Origin of the sequence: Streptomyces sp. CB00455, from assembly GCF_001905445.1 — a bacterium.
Taxonomy (GTDB): domain Bacteria; phylum Actinomycetota; class Actinomycetes; order Streptomycetales; family Streptomycetaceae; genus Streptomyces.
In genome coordinates this window covers 190651-207959 of the sequence record NZ_LIVQ01000009.1, presented here as the reverse complement: position 1 = coordinate 207959, position 17309 = coordinate 190651, and the positions used below count along the sequence as shown (strand labels likewise).

Here is a 17309-nt window from a genome sequence, read left to right as displayed (position 1 = left end):
CGAGCGGTCCGCGGCGCCCCCGGCGCGGGGTCACTTCGGGGCGACGGCCCCGGAGTCCGGGGACCGTGCGAGCCCGGAGGTGTCGACGGCCTCGAAGTCCGAACCCTTCAGGGCCTTCAGGGCGTCGAGCTGGGCATTGTCCCAACCGGGGTTCTCCTCGCCCGAGATGTACCAAGCCGAGCCGTTGTCCGCGACGATGGCGCCGTACTTCTTGAGCGCCTCGGCCACGGCCTTGGCCTGCGGGCCCATCCGCGAGGTGTCCACCGAACCCTTGAGCCGCAGCCGCAGGCCCATCGGCGGCAGCGACGCGTCGGCCGCGGTGCCCGCCTGGTGCCGCGCGGGCCACAGACGGCTCCGGTCGGAGCGGGGCACGGTGATCCGGATCGCGTGGTCGACCCGCCCGCCCGCCGCCTCGTCGTAGCGCACCAGACCGGGGAGGACGGCGAGGCCCGCCGCGTCCGCCGACGTCCAGCCGTCGGGCCGAAGACGGTTGGAGCGCAGATCGAAGACCGCGCCCGAGCCGGCGTGCCAGGCGTGCTCACCTTGCCGCCGCGCGTCCCAGAGCTCGTAGGACTTGCACAGGGCACGGTCCCAGACGATGACGTGCCGGTCTCCGCTGCTCGCCGGGCCGTTCTCGATCTTCGCGTCCTGCGGGATGCGGTAGCCGGTCGGGTCGCTCTCCCCGGCGTAGTCGAAGGAGACCTCGGTTTGCGGAACCGTCGCGTCCGTGACGGTGATGGGAATGCCGAACGGTCTGCCGTCCGTGAGCCCCGAACCGAAGTCCGGGTGCAGCGGCGCGGAGGCACCGATCGAGGCGACGTACCGGTCTGAACTCGGGTGCACGGGAAGGTCGTCCACGGGGGCGTGCCAGAAACTGTCCGCGGGGGCGGTCGCACAGGCGGCCTTCGCCTCGACCGCCTCGATCGGCGCGTCCGGCGTGCCCGCCTCGACCGCCGCGACCGGCGTGCTCCGCCGCGCGACCGGCCCGGCGTCCGCCGCGGAGGCCACCGCTCCGGCGGCGGGCGCGGATCCGGACAGCAGGCCTGCGACGGTGAGGGCCCCGGCCGCGGCGATCGCGGGAATCCCCCTGCCCGAGCGCCGACCCGCCGTGCGCTCCATGGTCATCGCCGTCCTGGGTAGTCGTGCAGGGGCGCACGGAGCCGAGGAGCGGGACGAGCCGGGAACGACGTGGCGTCCGCCGCGTCCGCGCTTTCCCTGCGAGCCACTTCCAGCCTAAGCACGTTCCCGCTCCGGCGCTCAGCCGCACCGCACGGGGCCGGGCGGGGCCGGCGGGAAGCGGACGCGGCGTGCTAGGCGGCCTTCGCCTTGGTCGCGTACATGTCCACGTACTCCTGCCCCGACAGCCGCATGACCTCGGCCATCACCGAGTCGGTGACCGCGCGCAGCACGTACCGGTCGCGGTCCATGCCCTCGTAGCGGGAGAACTCCATCGGCTCGCCGAAGCGGACGGTGACCCGCCCCGGGCGCGGCATGCCCGCGCCGCCGGGCTGGAGCTTGTCCGTGCCGATCATCGCGAACGGGACCACCGGCGCGCCGGTCATCAAGGTCAGGCGGGCGATGCCGGTGCGGCCGCGGTAGAGACGGCCGTCGGGGGAGCGGGTGCCCTCCGGGTAGATGCCGAAGATCTTGCCCTCTTCGAGGATCCGGCGGCCGGTCATCAGGGCCGCGACGCCGCCGTTGGCCCCGTCGCGGTCGACGGGGATCATGCCGGAGCCGGTGAAGAACCAGGCCATGAGGCGGCCCTTGACTCCCTTGCCGGTCACGTACTCGTCCTTGCCGATGAAGTGGACCGTGCGGTCGCACACCAGCGGAAGGATCATGGAGTCGATGAAGGTGAGGTGGTTGCCCGCCAAAATCACCGGTCCGGTACCCGGGATGTTCTCGACGCCCTCCACACGGGTGCGGAACATCAGGCGCATGACCGGTCCGACAGTGGCTTTGATGAGGCGCGTACGGAACAACGTGGGCCCTCCGGCATCGAAAAGCGGTCCTCGCACCCACCACAGAGCGGTAGTGCAGGTGAGGACGATACTCGCGGGTCGCCTCTGATCGCACATCGGGGTCACGTGTCGGATACGCAGTGTTGACATGTGTTTGCGCCACGTTCGGCGTCCGCACCCCCGCCCGACACCCCCGCCCGCCTACCATCGGCACGCCGGTCGCGGACCGAGGACACCGAGAACTTCGCAGGTGGCGGGGGCGCGAGACTGTTCCGAACGAGGGAGTGGCGATGACGACGCAGGGTGGGGCAGCACGGCGCACGGTCCTGGGAGCGGCGGTCCTCGCGGCCGGCGGCGCGGTGACCGCGATGCAGGCGGGGCCGGCTGCGGCCGCGGAGGCGGGGCGCGGCGACGGCGGCTACCGGGACCTTCCCTTCCCGGCGGTCATCGGCCACCGCGGCGCCAGCGGGTACCGGCCCGAGCACACCCTCGGCTCCTACCAGCTCGCCCTCGACCTCGGGGCCGACGTCATCGAGCAGGACCTGGTCCCCACGCGGGACGGGCACCTGGTGTGCCGTCACGAGAACGAGATAGGCGGCACCACCGATGTCGCGGACCACCCCTCCTTCGCCTCCCGGCGCACCACCAAGTCGGTCGACGGGGTCCTCGTCACCGGCTGGTTCACCGAGGACTTCACGCTCGCCGAGCTGAAGACCCTGCGGGCGAAGGAGCGCATCCCGGCCCTGCGCCAGCGCAACACCCTCTACGACGGCCGCTGGGAGGTGCCCACTTTCGAGGAGGTGCTGCGCTGGGCCGACCGCGAGGGCCGGCGCCGCGGCCGGAAGGTCTGGCTGCACGTCGAGACCAAACACCCCAGCTACTTCCGCGCCCTCGGTCTCGGCCTGGAGGAGCCCCTCGCGAAGCTGCTGCGCCGCTACGGGCGCGACGGCCGCAACGCCGCGCTCTTCCTGCAGTCCTTCGAACCGTCCAGCATCCAGCGGCTCTCCCGGCTGGTCTCGGCGCCCCGCGTGGTCCTGCTCTCCGCGGCGTCCTCCCGCCCCTGGGACTTCGAACAGGCCAAGGACCCGCGCACGGTCGCGGACCTGGTCACGCCCGAGGGCCTGAAGTGGATCGCCGGATTCGCCCAGGGCATCGGCCCGACCATGGACCTCATCCTGCCGCGTGACGCGCAGGGCAGGCTCACCGCCCCGACGACGCTGGTCGGGGACGCGCACGCCCGCGGGCTGGTGCTGCACCCCTACACCGCGCGCAACGAGAACAGCTTCCTGCCCGCCGAATACCGCAAGGGCACGGATCCGGCCGCCTACGGCGATGCCTTCGGTGCTTTCCGGACGTACTTCGAACAGGGGATCGACGGTATCTTCACCGACAACGCGGACACCGGGCTCCTCGCGGCCGAGGCATTCCGCCCGGGCCGACGCCCCGTCAACCACTGAGCGGGGCTTCCCGAACGAGTGGGCCGGGCCCGGGCCGGAAACCACCGGGCCCGGTCCGCTCGTCCCGCCCGGCATGGACCTGCTGAAGGACCCCGACCTCCTGACCGAACTGGGCCCGCTGCTCTCCGCCGAGGCGGCCGCGGAAGCTCCGGGCACCGGCGTGGACGCCGCCGACCTGGAGCAAGCCGTCTGGGTCAGGCTGCTGGAGAGCGGCCTGGGCACCCCGGACCCGACCGGCCGCGCCCGCTGGCTGCGCCGGGCGGTACGCGCCGAGGCCCGGGTCGCCCGGCGCCGGGCGCGGCGCGAAGTCCCCTATGACGCGGCCCCCGCGGAGGCGGGCGGCGAGCCGGAAGGGGCGCTCCTGCACGGCGAGGACGAGCGGGCCCTGCGGTCGGCGGTCGCCCGTTTGCCGGGGCGCTGCCCCGAGCTCATGAAGGCATTTCTGTCGCCCAGAGACCTCACCTACCGTGAAATCGCAGGAGAGTTGGGTATCTCACAAGGAAGTTTAGGGCCCGTCCGTTCCCGTTGCCTGGGATGTCTGCGCAGAATGCTGGCTGCAGAGGTTGCGGCTCCTGGCCTGCGGGGATAAGGAGCGGTAGACCGACGGGACACCGGGTGAGCGGGAGGCATGCGCACATGGGCATGAGCGTGACCATTTCGGCGGCGGCCGCCGAGGACGCCGAGCAGATCTTCAAACTGCAGTACCTGGCCTTCCAGCGCGAGGCCGAGCTGTACGGCAACTACCGCATCCAGCCCCTCACCCAGTCCCTGGACTCCCTCAAGGGCGAACTGGCGGCGGACACCGTACTGGTGGCCCGCCTCGGCGACGAGGTCGTCGGCACCGTCCGCGGCAGCGTCGACGAGGACGGCACCGGAAAGATCGCCAAGCTGTGCGTCCACCCGCGGCTGCAGGGCCACGGCCTGGGCGCCCGCCTGCTGCGCGCCGTCGAGGAGGCCCTCGCGGGCCACGGCGGGACGACCCGCTTCCGGCTGCACACCGGCCACAAGAGCGAGTCCAACCTGCGGCTGTACCGCAAGGCCGGCTACACGCGGGTCGGCGGCCGGACGGCTTCCGACGGGATGCAGCTCGTGATCCTGGAGAAGGAAGCCGAGGACCCGGCCGACTTCGCCGTCAGCGCCTAGCCCCGTCCCCGGCCGTTCCCGTTCGCCTTCCCGTTCCCGTTCCCGTTCGCCTTCCCGTCGCCGGTACCGGCCGTTGACGGCAGCGGGAGCGGCTACGGGCGCTTCGTACGGAGCCAGAGCATCCCGGTGATCGGCAGGATCACCGGGATGAAGAGGTAGCCCATCCCGAAGTTCGACCACACGGTCGCGTCGGGGAATGCCTCCGGGCGCACCAGGGTCCAGGTTCCCACCGTCAGTACCCCCGCCAGCTCGGCGGCGCAACAGGCCAGTGCCGCCTTGCGGGCCGTCTCCCCGCCACGCACCAGCGAGTACGTGATGAAGGCGTAGGCCAGGGCCGCAAGAGCGGACAGCGAGTACGCCAGGGGGGCCCGGTCGAACTCGGTGGAGATCTGGTAGGCCGACCGCGACACCGCGCCCACCACCATCACCCCGTAGAGCCACACCAGCAGCAGTCCCGGCCCGGAGACCAGCCGCTTGCGGCCGGCCGAGCCGGCGGTCTTCGTGTCAGGCACCGGTGGTTCCCCAGATGTCGTAGAGCCGCACTTCGAGGACGGCCAGGACGACCGCGCCCGCGGCCACCGTCACCGAACCCCACTTGGTCCGCTCGGTCAGCGAGAGCATCCCGGCGGCCGGTACCGCCGCGAAGGCGCCCACCAGGTAGGCCACGAAGATCACCGTGCCCTCGTCCGGCTTCCCGCCACGGGCCAGCATGACCAGCCCGATCACCAGCTGGGCCAGTACCAGCACCGTCACCACGGCCATGCCGATGAAGTGCCAGTCCTTGGTCGGCTGGTCCCGCCAGGCGGCGTGGCCGCACCAGGCGGCGAGGGCGAGGGCGGCCACGCCGATGGCGACCGTCAGGGCGTCGAGCATGCAGCGAGCGTATTACGGGCCGAAACACCCGGTGCGCCCGCCCCTGGCCCCGGAGGTGGTCGCCGCCGTGGCCTCGACCACAGCGCACGCCTTCGCCGAGCCCGACGCGGACGGGCCGGCGCGCGACCCGTCGGTCCTGTCCGGGCAGGTCGGCCCGGAGGATCCGGCCCTCGGGACGGTCGGCCCGCACCGACTGGTCTTGTCCGGTATGTGGCCACTTTCTGTCCGCTATTCGGACATTGTGGATCGGTGCAGGGATACGTCTGCTTTACTTGGGCCCATGACCACGACGAGCAGCCGCACCCTTGCGACCGAGGCGACGATGACGCCCGGTGCTCGTTGTATGTGTCGAATGCGCGCCTTCTGAGGGCCCCTTCCTGCAGTCTCGCGCCCCGAAGCGAGACCGGCCGAGCCGCCCGCCGCTGCCTCACCCGCTGACCGGCAGTACGGAACGCCCCTGCCCCGCGCACGCGTCGACGCCACCCCCATGTGACGGTTCGACCCGCATCGCGTCCCCAGATGTTTGCCCCGTGCCCGGCACCCCGCTGCGCCGTGCACTCGACAGCGACGGAATTCCTGTGATCACCACATCGGGCCTCACGAAGGTCTACCAGTCCCGTGGCCGCGAGGTCACCGCCCTGGACGGCGTGGACCTCCACGTCCGCGAGGGCGAGGTCTACGGAGTCATCGGCCAGAGCGGCGCCGGCAAGTCCTCCCTGATCCGCTGCGTGAACCTGCTGGAGCGCCCCACCAGCGGCACGGTGAGCGTCGACGGCGTCGACCTCACCGCGCTGGCCGGCCGCGGCCGCCGCGCCGGCAAGGAGCTCCGCCAGGCCCGCAGCCGCATCGGCATGGTCTTCCAGCACTTCAACCTGCTGTCCTCGCGGACCGTGCAGGGCAACATCGAGCTGCCCCTGGAGATCCTCGGGATCTCCGGCCGCGAACGCTCCCGCAAGGCCCTGGAACTCCTGGACCTGGTCGGCCTCGCCGACAAGGCCAAGGCCTACCCCGTCCAGCTCTCCGGCGGCCAAAAGCAGCGCGTCGGCATCGCCCGCGCCCTGGCCGGCGACCCCAAGGTGCTGCTGTCCGACGAGGCCACGAGCGCCCTGGACCCCGAGACCACCCGCTCCGTCCTGGGGCTGCTGCGCGACCTCAACCAGCAGCTCGGCCTCACCGTGCTGCTGATCACGCACGAGATGGACGTCGTCAAGTCCGTCTGCGACTCCGCCGCGCTCATGAAGCGGGGCCGCGTCGTCGAGTCCGGCACCGTCCCCGAACTGCTCGCCACCCCAGGCTCCGAGCTCGCCGGCGCGCTCTTCCCCGTCACGGGCGCCGCCACCGGCCCGGACCGCACGGTCGTCGACGTCACCTTCCACGGCGAAGCCGCCGCCCAGCCGGTCATCTCGCAGCTCTCGCGCACCTACAACATCGACATCTCGATCCTCGGCGCCGCGATGGACACCGTCGCCGGCCGGCAGATCGGCCGCATGCGCATCGAGCTCCCCGGCCGTTACGAGGACAACGTCGTGCCCGTGGGTTTCCTGCGCGAGCAGGGCCTCCAGGTCGGCATCGTCGACGAGGCGGACGAGGCGGACGGGGCGGACGAGGCCACCGGCGCCGACGCCGCCGACGGGATCGACAACGAACTGGCCGCGCTGGTCAAGGATGGTGCGAAGTGACCTGGTCCGAGATGCAGCCCCTGCTCACTCAGGGCACCTACGACACCCTCTACATGGTGCTGTGGTCCGCGCTGGTGACCGTGCTCGGCGGGCTGCCCGTCGGCATCCTGCTGGTCCTCACCGACAAGGGCGGCCTGCTGCAGAACCGGCCCCTGAACAAGGTGCTCGGCGTGATCGTGAACATAGGCCGCTCGCTGCCGTTCATCATCCTGCTGATCTTCCTGATCCCGGTCACCACCGCGGTCGTCGGCACCTTCATCGGCCCCACCGCCATGATCGTCCCGCTCGCCATCGGTGCCATCCCCTTCTTCGCCCGGCTCGTCGAGACCGCCGTCCGCGAGGTGGACCACGGCCTGGTCGAGGCCGTCGAGTCCATGGGCGGGTCCGTCCCCACCCTGGTGGGCAAGGTGCTGCTGCCGCAGGCCCTGCCCTCCCTGGTCGCCGCCGTCACCACCACCGTCATCACCCTGGTCGGCTACTCCGCGATGGCCGGCGCCGTGGGCGGCGAAGGACTCGGCTCCAAGGCCATCACCTACGGCTTCCAGCGGTTCGAGACCGGTTTCATGATCGCCACCGTCGTCGTCCTGATCGCCGTCGTCACGGTGATCCAGCTCCTCGGCGACGGCGTGGTCCGCCTCCTGGCCCGCCGCGGCCGGTCGGCCTGAGCCGACCGGGCCGGCAAGCCCCCACCAGACCTCCCTCCCCGAAAGCCCGCACTTGTCGTGCTTGGGCCACCACCCCGCAAATGCAAGAAAGGCACTCTTCGTGCGTAAGAACGTCAAGCTCACCGCCCTCGCCGCCACCGCCACCGCGCTCGCCCTCGGCCTCACCGCCTGCGGCAGCTCCTCGGACCCGTCCTCCACCAAGGCCGGCGCCAAGACCGACGAGAGCAAGCCGCTCGTCATCGCGGCCTCCCCGAGCCCGCACGCCGACATCCTGAACTTCGTCAAGGACAAGCTCGCCGCGAAGGAAGGCCTCAAGCTCGAGGTCAAGGAGTTCACGGACTACGTCCTGCCGAACACCGCCACCGAGCAGGGCCAGGTCGACGGCAACTACTTCCAGCACAAGCCGTACCTCGACGACTTCAACAAGAAGAACAACACGCACATCGTGCCCGTCGCCAACGTGCACCTGGAGCCCCTCGGCCTCTACTCCAAGAAGGCCAAGGCCCTCGGCGACATCAAGGCCGGCCAGACCATCGCCGTCCCCAACGACACCACCAACGAGGGCCGCGCGCTCCAGCTGCTCGCCGCGAACAACCTGATCACCCTCAAGGAAGGTGTCGGCACCAGCGCGAAGCTGTCCGACATCACCGACAAGAAGGGCCTGGAGTTCAAGGAGCTGGAGGCCGCCACCGTCCCGCGCGCCCTCGGCGACGTCGACGCCGCCGTCATCAACGGCAACTACGCGATCGAGGCCGACCTGTCGCCGGCCAAGGACGCGCTGATACTGGAGAAGGCCGAGGGCAACCCCTACGCCAACTTCCTCGCGGTCAAGGACGGCAACCAGGACGACCCGCGGATCCAGAAGCTCGCCAAGCTCCTGAACTCCGACGACGTGAAGAAGTTCATCGAGGAGAAGTACCAGGGCTCGGTCGTCCCGGCCTTCGGCACCCCGGCCTCCTGACCCCGGCTTCCCGGCCCGGGTCTCCTGACCCCGGCTTCCCGGCCCGGGTCTCCTGACCCCGGCTTCCCGGCCCGGGTCTCCTGACCCCGGCTTCCCGGCCCGGGTCTCCTGACCCGGCCCCCGGTCTCCCGGCCCGCCGCACGCGGTCCGGCAGCCAGGCCGGGCCCGCCCCCTGGCCAGGTACTTCGGCCCCGCACGCCCCTGTCGGCGCGCGGGGCCGAGCTCTGCCCGCTTCCGGGCAACCCGGCCCTGCACATCCCCCCGCCGATGCTGCATGCTGTGGCCTACGACCCGCACGAACGGTCCCGCCCCACAGTCGTATCGCACCACGGTCGCACCACGTTCCCAGGCATGGAGCTGCGCATGACTACCACCTTCCCGGACGTCACCATCAGCACGGACCGGCTGGTGCTGCGCCCCTTCGAGGAAGAGGACGTCACCGCGCTCACCGAGATGATGAACGACGAGAACATCACCGCCTGGACCTGTGTCCCGCACCCCTACACCCGGGCCGACGCCCACGGCTGGGCCACCCGGCACTCCCACACCGAACGCACCGAGGGCCGCGGCATCGTCTTCGCCGTCACCGAATTCCTCACCCAGCGCCTCGTGGGCATCGTCCACCTCCAGAACACCAACTGGCGCACACGCGCCACCGAGGTCGGCTACGTCACCGCCCCCTGGGCCCGGGGTGAGGGCTACGCCAGCGAATCCGTCCTGGCCGTCGCCCGGTGGCTCTTTCGCGAACAGGGCTTCGAACGCCTCGAACTGCGCACCGCCGCCGACAACACCGCCTCCCAGCAGGTCGCCCAGAAGATCGGCTGCATCAGCGAGGGCGTCCTGCGCAACGCGTGGATAGTGCGCACCCAGAACGCCGCCGGCACCTGGACCGACACCCGCACCGACCTCATCGTCTGGAGCCTCGTCCCCGAGGACCTCGACGACCCGGACGGCTACGGGGACTACGGCGACTACGACGGGTACGACAGCTACACCGCCGAGACCGCCGGGGCCGTGACGGCGGCGGGGAGCGCCGGGACCGCGCGCGCGGAGCGGGCCGACGCGAACGGCCGGCCCGTCGGCGCCGACCGCAACTGACCCGATGACCAGGTAGTCTCACCGTGCGCGCCCCCGCCCCCGACGAGACTTCGCCTGACCCCACACCAGGAGACTGACGACGATGGCCGACCGGGTCACGGTGATCGGCTGGGACGGCTCGCCCCTGACCGCGGCCGCCCGGTCCGCGCTCTGCGCGGCCACCCTCGTGGCCGGCGCGGCGCACCACCTCGCGCTCCCCGAGGTTCCGCCCACCGCCGAGCGCATCCGCCTCGGCAGCCTCGGCCTCGCCGCCCGCCGCATCGCCGGCCACCGCGGCAGCGCCGTCGTCTTCGCCGACGGCGACCCGGGCTTCTTCGGCGTCGTACGCACCCTGCGGGCCCCGGAGCACGGCCTGGAGGTCGAGGTCGTCCCGGCCGTGTCCTCCGTCGCCGCCGCCTTCGCCCGCGCCGGCATGCCCTGGGACGACGCCCAGGTCGTCGTCGCCCACCCGCGCACCCTGCGCCGCGCCGTCAACGTCATCCGCGCCCACGGCAAGGTCGCCGTCCTCACCTCGCCCGGCGCCGGCCCCGCCGAACTCGCGCTGCTCCTCGAAGGGGTCCACCGCACCTTCGTCATCTGCGAGGAACTCGGCACCGACAGGGAACAGGTCAGCGTCCTCACCTCCGACAAGGCCGCCGACCACACCTGGCGCGACCCCAACGTCGTCATCGTCATCGGCGGCGCCGGTCAGGCCCCGGACGCCGAACCGGGCTGGCTGTTCGGGCAGAACCCGGCCCACTCCCGCTCCGCCGGACGCGGCTGGGCCACACCGCAGGCCGACACGGGGGAGGGCGAGTCCGCGCAGCTGCGCGCCGCCCAGCTCGCCCGCCTCGGCCCGCGCACCGGCGACCTCGTCTGGGACATCGGCGCCGGCTCCGGCCGTGTCGCCGTGGACGCCGCCGCGCTCGGCGCGGCCGTCATCGCCGTGGACGCCGACCCCCGGGCCTGCGACAGGGTGGCCGCCGCCGCCCGCAACCGAGGCGTCCAGATCCAGATCGTGGCCGGGCACGCCCCGCACGTCCTGGAGAACCTCCCCGAACCCGACGTCGTACGCGTCGGCGGCGGGGGAGCCGAGGTCGTCGCGGCCGTCGCCGACCGCCGTCCCGAACGGATCGTCAGCCACGCCTCCACGCGCGACGAGGCCGAGGCCATCGGCCGCGCCCTCACCGAACACGGGTACGCCGTCGAGTGCGCGCTGCTCCAGTCCGTGGGCCTGGACACCCTCACCTGGGCCGAACAGGAGCGCTCCGTGGTCTTCCTGCTGGCCGCCGAACGCCCCGTGACCCGCTGAAGCGGGCCCCGGGGTAGGCTGGCCGATCGTCGTACTGCCCTGGACGATCCGGGCATCACGGCACCGGACGACGCCCGACGTGGCGCAGTCCACAGTGGACCGCGGCGGTTATGGCCGCCGTGGTGGCGAACGGGCGCGACAATGCTTAGTGGTTGCCCCGCAGGCGCTCGTGAGGCACGAATGCCGCAGGGCAACCCCGCACGGCAACTGCGCACGGCGGCATCGTGGACGACCGGGCGACCGAACAGGCAACACCGATGGGCGAGGGGTACGCATGACTGACACCGGCCAGGTCCCGGGCGAGGGTCACCCGGACAACGCGGGCATGGTGGATCAGCAGGGCATCCCCGCTCCGGTCCAGGTCCCGCCGCCGCTTCCCCCCGGCTACGCCTTCCAGGACCTCGTGGACGACCCGGCCGGGCAGGAGGACGAGGAACTGCTGCTGATGCCGAGCAGCCAGGGCGCGTGGAGCGACCCGCAGGTCGTCCCGCCGGCCCCGGCCTTCCCCGCCCCGGCCCCGCCCCAGACGTACGCGGACGCGCCCTACGGCGCCGAGCCGTCCTACCCCGCGGCTCCCGGGACGTACGCCGAGCACGGCACGTACCCCGACTTCGCCCAGCAGTCCTTCCCCGACGCCTCCTACAGCGCCGGCGCCCACGAAGCGGGCGGCCGCGACTCCGGCGCGCTCGACCTCGGCGGGCTGTCCGTCCCGCCGCCCGCGGCCGCGCCCGCCGCCCCGGCCCCGGTCCGGCGGCCATTGCACATGGGCCCGCCCGTCCCCGACGCCACCGGTGGTGTCGTACGGTCCCTCGCGGACCGGGGACCGGCCGCCGCGCCCGCCGCCCAGGCCGCGCCCGCCGCCGCTCCCGTCGCCCCCGCGCCGGGCACCCCGGCCGCGCCGATGCCCCTGCGCCAGGCCGGGCCGCCGACCACGGGCCCCGAATACCTGGACGTCCCCCGCGAGGAGAGCGCCGCCGCCCCGCAGCTCGGCGAGGTCCCGCCGCAGGCCGGCGAGCCGTGGAGCTCCGCTCCGGCCCAGGTCGCGGAGCCGGCGGCACAGGCGGCCTTCGCCGGGACCGCGCCGGAGCCGGTGGCTGCGCCGGAACCCGTGGCTGCGCCCGCGGAAGCCGTGGCTGCGCCTGCGGAAGCCGTGGAAGCCGTCGTGGTCCCCGACGTTCCCGCGGGTGAGCAGCAGGCAGAGCCGGTCGTCGCGCCGGAGCAGCAGGCAGAGCCGGTCGTCGCGCCGGAGCAGCAGTCCGAGCAGGGTGTGGTGCAGGCCGGGCAGGCGCAGCCGGAGCAGGCCCCCGCAGCCGAGGCGGTTGCCGGCGCCGTTCCCGCTGAGACCGCGGCTGCGGCCGAAGGCGCGGACCCGGCTGCGGCCGTGCCCGAGACCGAGGCCGGTGCCGACGCGCAGTCCGTCCCCGTCGCCGCTCCCGCCGAAACGGTGGTCCAGGCGCCGGAACCCGAGCCGGCCGCCGCCGAACAGGCCGCCGCCGAGCCGGCCGTCGTTGAACAGGCCGCCGCCGAGGCGTCCGGGGCCGGCGCGCCCGAACCCGCGCAGGACCACCCGGCGGCTCCGGCCGCAGAGCCCGTCCCGGCGCAGGCCGTGGCCGAGGCCGTCGCCGTGCCCGCGGCCGACGCCGACCCGGCCGGCGGGGAAGCGGAGCCCGTACCGTCGCAGCCGGCCGCGACCGGCCCGCTCCCGGCAGCCGTCGCGCAGCCCGGACCCGTGGCCGAGCCCGGGCCCCCGCAGCCCGTGGCGGCCGTTGCGGCGGAGGCGTCGCCCGAGCCGGTGGCGCCCCAGGCAGCCCCCGAGACCGAGACCGAGGCCGACGAGGCCCGGCTCGCGCCCGTCGCCGCGGACGCGGAGTCCGCGCCCGAGGCCGCACCGGCCGAGCCCTCCGCCGGAGAGGCGGCCCCCGCCTACGACGACGCCGAGCGCGAAGCCGTCCTGCGCGTCATGCGCGAGCGCCGCGACATCCGCAAGGGCTTCCGCACCGACCCCATCCCGCACGAGGTGCTCCTGCGCGTCCTGGAGGCGGCCCACACCGCGCCCAGCGTCGGCCACTCCCAGCCCTGGGACTTCGTCGTCATCCGCTCCGCCGAGACCCGCCGGACGATGCACGAGCTCGCCCAGCGCCAGCGCGAGGCCTACGCGAACTCGCTGCCCAAGGCCCGGGCCAAGCAGTTCAAGGAACTCAAGATCGAGGCCATCCTCGACACCCCGGTGAACATCGTCGTCACCGCCGACCCCACCCGCGGCGGCCGCCACACCCTCGGCCGGCACACCCAGCCGCAGATGGCGCCGTACTCCTCCGCCCTCGCCGTCGAGAACCTCTGGCTCGCCGCCCGCGCCGAGGGCCTCGGCGTCGGCTGGGTCAGCTTCTTCGACGAGCGCGAGATGGTCCGCGAGCTCGGCCTGCCGGAGCACCTCGAGGTCGTCGCCTACCTGTGCGTCGGATACGTCGACGAGTTCCCGGAGGAGCCCGAGCTGGCGCAGGCCGGCTGGTCGCAGCGCCGGCCGCTCTCGTGGGTCGTCCACGAGGAGACCTACGGCCGCCGCGCCCTGCCCGGCGAGGAGCCGCACGACCTCCTGTCGGAAACCGTCGCCTCCATCCGCCCGCTCGACGCGAAGGCGCTCGGAGAAGCGTGGGAGCGGCAGAAGCGCATGACCAAGCCCGCCGGGGCCCTGGGCATGCTCGAAATCATCTCGGCCCAGCTCAGCGGCCTCTCCCGGGTCTGCCCGCCGCCGATCCCGGAGCCCGCCGCCGTCGCCATCTTCGCCGGTGACCACGGTGTGCACGCCCAGGGCGTCACGCCGTGGCCGCAGGAGGTCACCACCCAGATGGTGGCCAACTTCCTCGGCGGCGGAGCGGTCTGCAACGCCTTCGCCAACCAGGTCGGCGCCGAGGTCTGCGTGATCGACGTCGGCGTGGCCGGTGACCTCCCCGCCACCCCCGGGCTGCTCCCGCGCAAGGTCCGCCCCGGCACCGCGGACCTGTCGGTCGGCCCCGCGATGACCCGCGAGGAAGCGGTGGCGGCCATCGAGGTCGGCATCGAGACGGCCCGCGATCTGGTCGCGGCCGGCAACAAGGCGCTGCTCACCGGCGAGATGGGCATCGCGAACACCACGGTGTCCGCCGCCCTGATCTCCGTCTTCACCGGGGTCGACGCGGCGGAGGTCACCGGCCGCGGCACCGGCATCAACGACGAGACCCACGCCCGCAAGGTCGAGGTCGTACGCCGCGCCCTGGAGCTCCACCAGCCCGACCCGGCGGACCCGATCGGCGTCCTCGCCGCCATCGGCGGCCTGGAGCACGCGGCGATCGTGGGGCTCCTGCTGGGCGGCGCCTCGCTGCGCACCCCGGTCATCCTGGACGGCGTCAGCGCGGGCGCGGCCGCGCTGGTGGCCCGTGCCATCGCGCCGGAAGCCCTGTCGGCCTGCATCGCCGGCCACCGCAGTGCGGAGCCGGGCCACGTGGCGGCCCTCAACAAGCTCGGCCTGCGCCCGCTGGTCGACCTGGACCTGCGCCTCGGCGAGGGAACGGGCGCGCTGCTGGCCCTCCCGCTGGTCCAGAGCGCGGCCCGCGCGATGCACGAGGTCGCGACGTTCGACTCGGCGGGCGTCACGGAGAAGTAGCCCGTACGCCTGTACGCACCCCGGGGCCTGGAGCGAGGGCTTCGCCCCGGGGCGCGTAGGGCCAGGGCCAGGGCCGGAGTCGGTGTGCGGCGGGTTCGGGTGGGGCGGCGCCGCTGCGGGGTGCCTCCTCGGCTCGCGAACCCTTGGCGGGGCCGGTCTGCGGGCCGGCGGTGGGTCGGCCGGCCTGCGCGGACGCCCCGGAGCGTCCCCGCCCCACCGGGCCCGCCTCGACCGTTCGGCTCTCGCGGAGTGGGGGCACAGTCCCGGGAGGGCGGCGGCGTGTCGCCGGGCCCGCCGGCCCGTCCGGCAGGCGCGCCCCGGCCGGGAGGCGCCCGCGTGCGGGCCGTATCGTTGATCCGGACAATGCCAATGCCCACGTCAACCAGCCGCTCCAGCGACGCAGCGGCCCAGCAGATCCACGCCGCACCAGGAGCCGCAACCGCCATGGCCGACACCCCCGCCTACCCCGTAGGACTCCGCCTGGCCGGCCGCCGCGTCGTCGTCATCGGCGGTGGCCAGGTCGCCCAGCGACGCCTCCCCGCGCTGATCGCCGCCGGGGCCGACATCCTGCTCGTCTCGCCCTCCGCCACCCCCTCCGTGGACGCCATGGCGGAAACCGGCGAGATCCGCTGGGTGCGCCGCCGTTACGAGGACGGCGACCTCGCCGGGGCCTGGTACGCACTCGTCGCCACCCAGAACCGCGAGGCCAACGAGCGCGCGTCCGCCGAGGCCGAGCGCGAGCGCGTCTGGTGCGTGCGCGCCGACGACGCCTCCGCCGCCACCGCCTGGACCCCGGCCACGGGCCGGATCGAGGGCGTCACCGTCGCCGTGCTGACCGGCAACGACCCCCGCCGCTCCGCCGCGGTCCGCGACGCCGTCGTAGAGGGCCTGCGCGACGGGACCCTCACCGCCCCCGGCCACCGCCACCGGTCCACCCCCGGCGTCTCCCTCGTCGGCGGCGGCCCCGGCGACCCCGACCTCATCACCGTGCGCGGCCGCCGCCTCCTCGCCGAGGCCGACGTCGTCATCGCCGACCGGCTCGGCCCCCGCGACCTCCTCGACGAGCTCCCGCCGCACGTCGAGGTCATCGACGCCGCGAAGATCCCGTACGGCCGCTTCATGGCGCAGGAGGCCATCAACAACGCCCTGATCGAGCACGCCAAGGCCGGCAAGGCCGTGGTCCGCCTCAAGGGCGGGGACCCGTACGTCTTCGGACGCGGCATGGAGGAGCTCCAAGCCCTCGCCGAGGCCGGCATCCCCTGCACCGTCGTCCCCGGCATCTCCAGCTCCATCTCGGTGCCCGGCGCCGCCGGCATCCCGGTCACCCACCGGGGCGTGGCCCACGAGTTCACCGTGGTCAGCGGCCACGTCGGCCCCGACGACCCGCGCTCCCTCGTGGACTGGGCCTCGCTCGCCAAGCTCACCGGCACCCTCGTGATCCTCATGGGCGTCGACAAGATCGGCCTGATCGCCGAGGCGCTCGTGCGGGGCGGCCGCCCCACCGACACCCCCGTCGCGGTCATCCAGGAGGGCACCACCGCCGCCCAGCGCCGCGTGGACGCCACCCTCGCCACGGTCGGCGAGACCGTCCGCGCCCGGGAGGTCCGCCCGCCGGCCGTCATCGTCATCGGCGAGGTCGTCCGGGTCGGCACCCCGAACGCGCCCACCACCAGCGCCTGACAGGCCGTTGGCACCACACCCAGGACAAGGCAGTATCACCCTGTGGCTGATCTCATCACCATCGAGGACCCCGACGACCCGCGCCTGCGCGACTACACGGGCCTGACCGACGTCGAACTCCGGCGTCGTCGCGAGCCCGCCGAAGGCCTGTTCATCGCCGAGGGCGAGAAGGTCATCAGACGCGCCAAGGACGCCGGCTACGAGATGCGCTCGATGCTGCTCTCCGCCAAGTGGGTGGACGTCATGCGCGACGTCATCGACGAACTGCCCGCCCCGGTCTACGCGGTCAGCCCGGAGCTGGCCGAGCGCGTCACCGGCTACCACGTGCACCGCGGCGCCCTCGCCTCCATGCAGCGCAAACCACTGCCGACGGCCGAGGAGCTCCTGGCCACGACCCGGCGCGTGGTCATCATGGAAGCGGTCAACGACCACACGAACATCGGAGCCATCTTCCGCAGCGCCGCCGCCCTCGGCATGGACGCGGTGCTGCTGTCGCCCGACTGCGCGGACCCGCTCTACCGCCGCTCGGTGAAGGTCTCCATGGGCGCCGTGTTCTCCGTCCCCTACGCCCGTCTGGGGGCATGGCCCAAGGGCCTGGACTCGGTGCGGGAGGCCGGCTTCAGGCTGCTCGCCCTGACCCCGCACCAGAAGGCGTCGCCGATCGACGTGGCCGCCCCGCACCCCCTGGAACGGGTGGCGCTGATGCTCGGCGCCGAAGGCGACGGCCTGTCCACCCAGGCGCTGGTCGCCGCCGACGAGTGGGTGCGCATCCCCATGGCGCACGGAGTGGACTCGCTGAACGTGGGCGCCGCGGCCGCCGTGGCCTTCTACGCGGTGGCCCAGGGCCGCGAGGCCTGAGGA

15 protein-coding genes are annotated in these 17309 nt (G+C 73.4%); 11 read left to right on the top strand and 4 right to left on the bottom strand.

Translation table 11 applies throughout. The annotated features are described in order from the left end of the window. Positions 1-30 precede the first annotated feature (30 nt). Positions 31-1125, bottom strand: coding sequence for a hypothetical protein (locus AMK16_RS29415; RefSeq protein WP_073920357.1), 1095 nt, complete (start codon positions 1123-1125; stop codon positions 31-33). Positions 1126-1310: 185 nt separating this feature from the next. After that, a complete protein-coding gene (locus tag AMK16_RS29410; RefSeq protein WP_073920441.1) occupies positions 1311-1940 on the bottom strand; it encodes a lysophospholipid acyltransferase family protein in 630 nt (209 codons plus the stop codon). Positions 1941-2251: 311 nt separating this feature from the next. On the opposite strand from AMK16_RS29410, the gene AMK16_RS29405 reads away from it, so the two are divergent. The 3 genes from AMK16_RS29405 to AMK16_RS29395 all read left to right on the top strand — a co-directional run bounded on the left by AMK16_RS29405 (position 2252) and on the right by AMK16_RS29395 (position 4561). Further along, entirely contained in the window at positions 2252-3418 is a 1167-nt protein-coding gene (locus tag AMK16_RS29405; protein ID WP_073920356.1) for a glycerophosphodiester phosphodiesterase, read from the top strand. A 73-nt stretch (positions 3419-3491) separates the two neighbouring features. Next, positions 3492-4007, top strand: coding sequence for a sigma-70 family RNA polymerase sigma factor (locus tag AMK16_RS29400; protein WP_073920355.1), 516 nt, complete (start codon positions 3492-3494; stop codon positions 4005-4007). 47 nt (positions 4008-4054) lie between these two features. Then, positions 4055-4561 carry a GNAT family N-acetyltransferase gene (locus tag AMK16_RS29395; RefSeq protein WP_073920354.1) on the top strand — a complete coding sequence of 169 codons (507 nt, stop codon included), beginning with the start codon at positions 4055-4057 and terminating at the stop codon, positions 4559-4561. 92 nt (positions 4562-4653) lie between these two features. Here AMK16_RS29395 and AMK16_RS29390 read toward each other — a convergent pair whose 3' ends face one another. Next, on the bottom strand, positions 4654-5073 hold the full coding sequence (locus tag AMK16_RS29390; protein WP_073920353.1) for a hypothetical protein: 420 nt from the start codon (positions 5071-5073) through the stop codon (positions 4654-4656). Then, entirely contained in the window at positions 5066-5434 is a 369-nt protein-coding gene (locus AMK16_RS29385; RefSeq protein WP_073920352.1) for a hypothetical protein, read from the bottom strand. The genes AMK16_RS29390 and AMK16_RS29385 overlap by 8 nt, the downstream gene beginning before the upstream one ends. Before the next feature lie 578 nt (positions 5435-6012). On the opposite strand from AMK16_RS29385, the gene AMK16_RS29375 reads away from it, so the two are divergent. The 8 genes from AMK16_RS29375 to AMK16_RS29340 all read left to right on the top strand — a co-directional run bounded on the left by AMK16_RS29375 (position 6013) and on the right by AMK16_RS29340 (position 17306). Next, positions 6013-7113, top strand: a complete 1101-nt coding sequence (locus AMK16_RS29375) for a methionine ABC transporter ATP-binding protein (RefSeq protein WP_073920350.1) — start codon at positions 6013-6015, stop codon at positions 7111-7113. Further along, positions 7110-7778, top strand: coding sequence for a methionine ABC transporter permease (locus AMK16_RS29370; protein WP_073920349.1), 669 nt, complete (start codon positions 7110-7112; stop codon positions 7776-7778). Before AMK16_RS29375 ends, AMK16_RS29370 begins: the two co-directional genes overlap by 4 nt. Positions 7779-7878: 100 nt before the next feature. Then, on the top strand, positions 7879-8739 hold the full coding sequence (locus AMK16_RS29365) for a MetQ/NlpA family ABC transporter substrate-binding protein (protein ID WP_073920348.1): 861 nt from the start codon (positions 7879-7881) through the stop codon (positions 8737-8739). A gap of 363 nt (positions 8740-9102) precedes the next feature. Further along, entirely contained in the window at positions 9103-9837 is a 735-nt protein-coding gene (locus AMK16_RS29360) for a GNAT family N-acetyltransferase (protein ID WP_073920347.1), read from the top strand. A gap of 82 nt (positions 9838-9919) precedes the next feature. Beyond that, a complete protein-coding gene (gene cbiE, locus AMK16_RS29355; RefSeq protein ID WP_073920346.1) occupies positions 9920-11128 on the top strand; it encodes a precorrin-6y C5,15-methyltransferase (decarboxylating) subunit CbiE in 1209 nt (402 codons plus the stop codon). A 274-nt stretch (positions 11129-11402) separates the two neighbouring features. Further along, positions 11403-14768, top strand: coding sequence for a nicotinate-nucleotide--dimethylbenzimidazole phosphoribosyltransferase (gene cobT / locus AMK16_RS29350; RefSeq protein WP_073920345.1), 3366 nt, complete (start codon positions 11403-11405; stop codon positions 14766-14768). A gap of 444 nt (positions 14769-15212) precedes the next feature. After that, positions 15213-16448, top strand: a complete 1236-nt coding sequence (cobA, locus tag AMK16_RS29345; RefSeq protein ID WP_073920344.1) for a uroporphyrinogen-III C-methyltransferase — start codon at positions 15213-15215, stop codon at positions 16446-16448. 42 nt (positions 16449-16490) lie between these two features. After that, the gene (locus tag AMK16_RS29340; RefSeq protein WP_073920343.1) at positions 16491-17306 is read left to right on the top strand and encodes a TrmH family RNA methyltransferase; all 816 of its coding nucleotides are present in this window, start codon (positions 16491-16493) and stop codon (positions 17304-17306) included. Positions 17307-17309 lie beyond the last annotated feature (3 nt).

What these genes read in the sequence shown, in the direction of transcription:
- AMK16_RS29415 (WP_073920357.1), bottom strand. Translation starts at nt 1,125, where the DNA reads ATGACCATGGAGCGCACGGCGGGTCGGCGCTCGGGCAGGGGGATTCCC.
- AMK16_RS29410 (WP_073920441.1), bottom strand. Translation starts at nt 1,940, where the DNA reads ATGCGCCTGATGTTCCGCACCCGTGTGGAGGGCGTCGAGAACATCCCG.
- AMK16_RS29405 (WP_073920356.1), top strand. Translation starts at nt 2,252, where the DNA reads ATGACGACGCAGGGTGGGGCAGCACGGCGCACGGTCCTGGGAGCGGCG.
- AMK16_RS29400 (WP_073920355.1), top strand. Translation starts at nt 3,492, where the DNA reads ATGGACCTGCTGAAGGACCCCGACCTCCTGACCGAACTGGGCCCGCTG.
- AMK16_RS29395 (WP_073920354.1), top strand. Translation starts at nt 4,055, where the DNA reads ATGGGCATGAGCGTGACCATTTCGGCGGCGGCCGCCGAGGACGCCGAG.
- AMK16_RS29385 (WP_073920352.1), bottom strand. Translation starts at nt 5,434, where the DNA reads ATGCTCGACGCCCTGACGGTCGCCATCGGCGTGGCCGCCCTCGCCCTC.
- AMK16_RS29360 (WP_073920347.1), top strand. Translation starts at nt 9,103, where the DNA reads ATGACTACCACCTTCCCGGACGTCACCATCAGCACGGACCGGCTGGTG.
- cbiE (WP_073920346.1), top strand. Translation starts at nt 9,920, where the DNA reads ATGGCCGACCGGGTCACGGTGATCGGCTGGGACGGCTCGCCCCTGACC.
- cobT (WP_073920345.1), top strand. Translation starts at nt 11,403, where the DNA reads ATGACTGACACCGGCCAGGTCCCGGGCGAGGGTCACCCGGACAACGCG.
- cobA (WP_073920344.1), top strand. Translation starts at nt 15,213, where the DNA reads ATGGCCGACACCCCCGCCTACCCCGTAGGACTCCGCCTGGCCGGCCGC.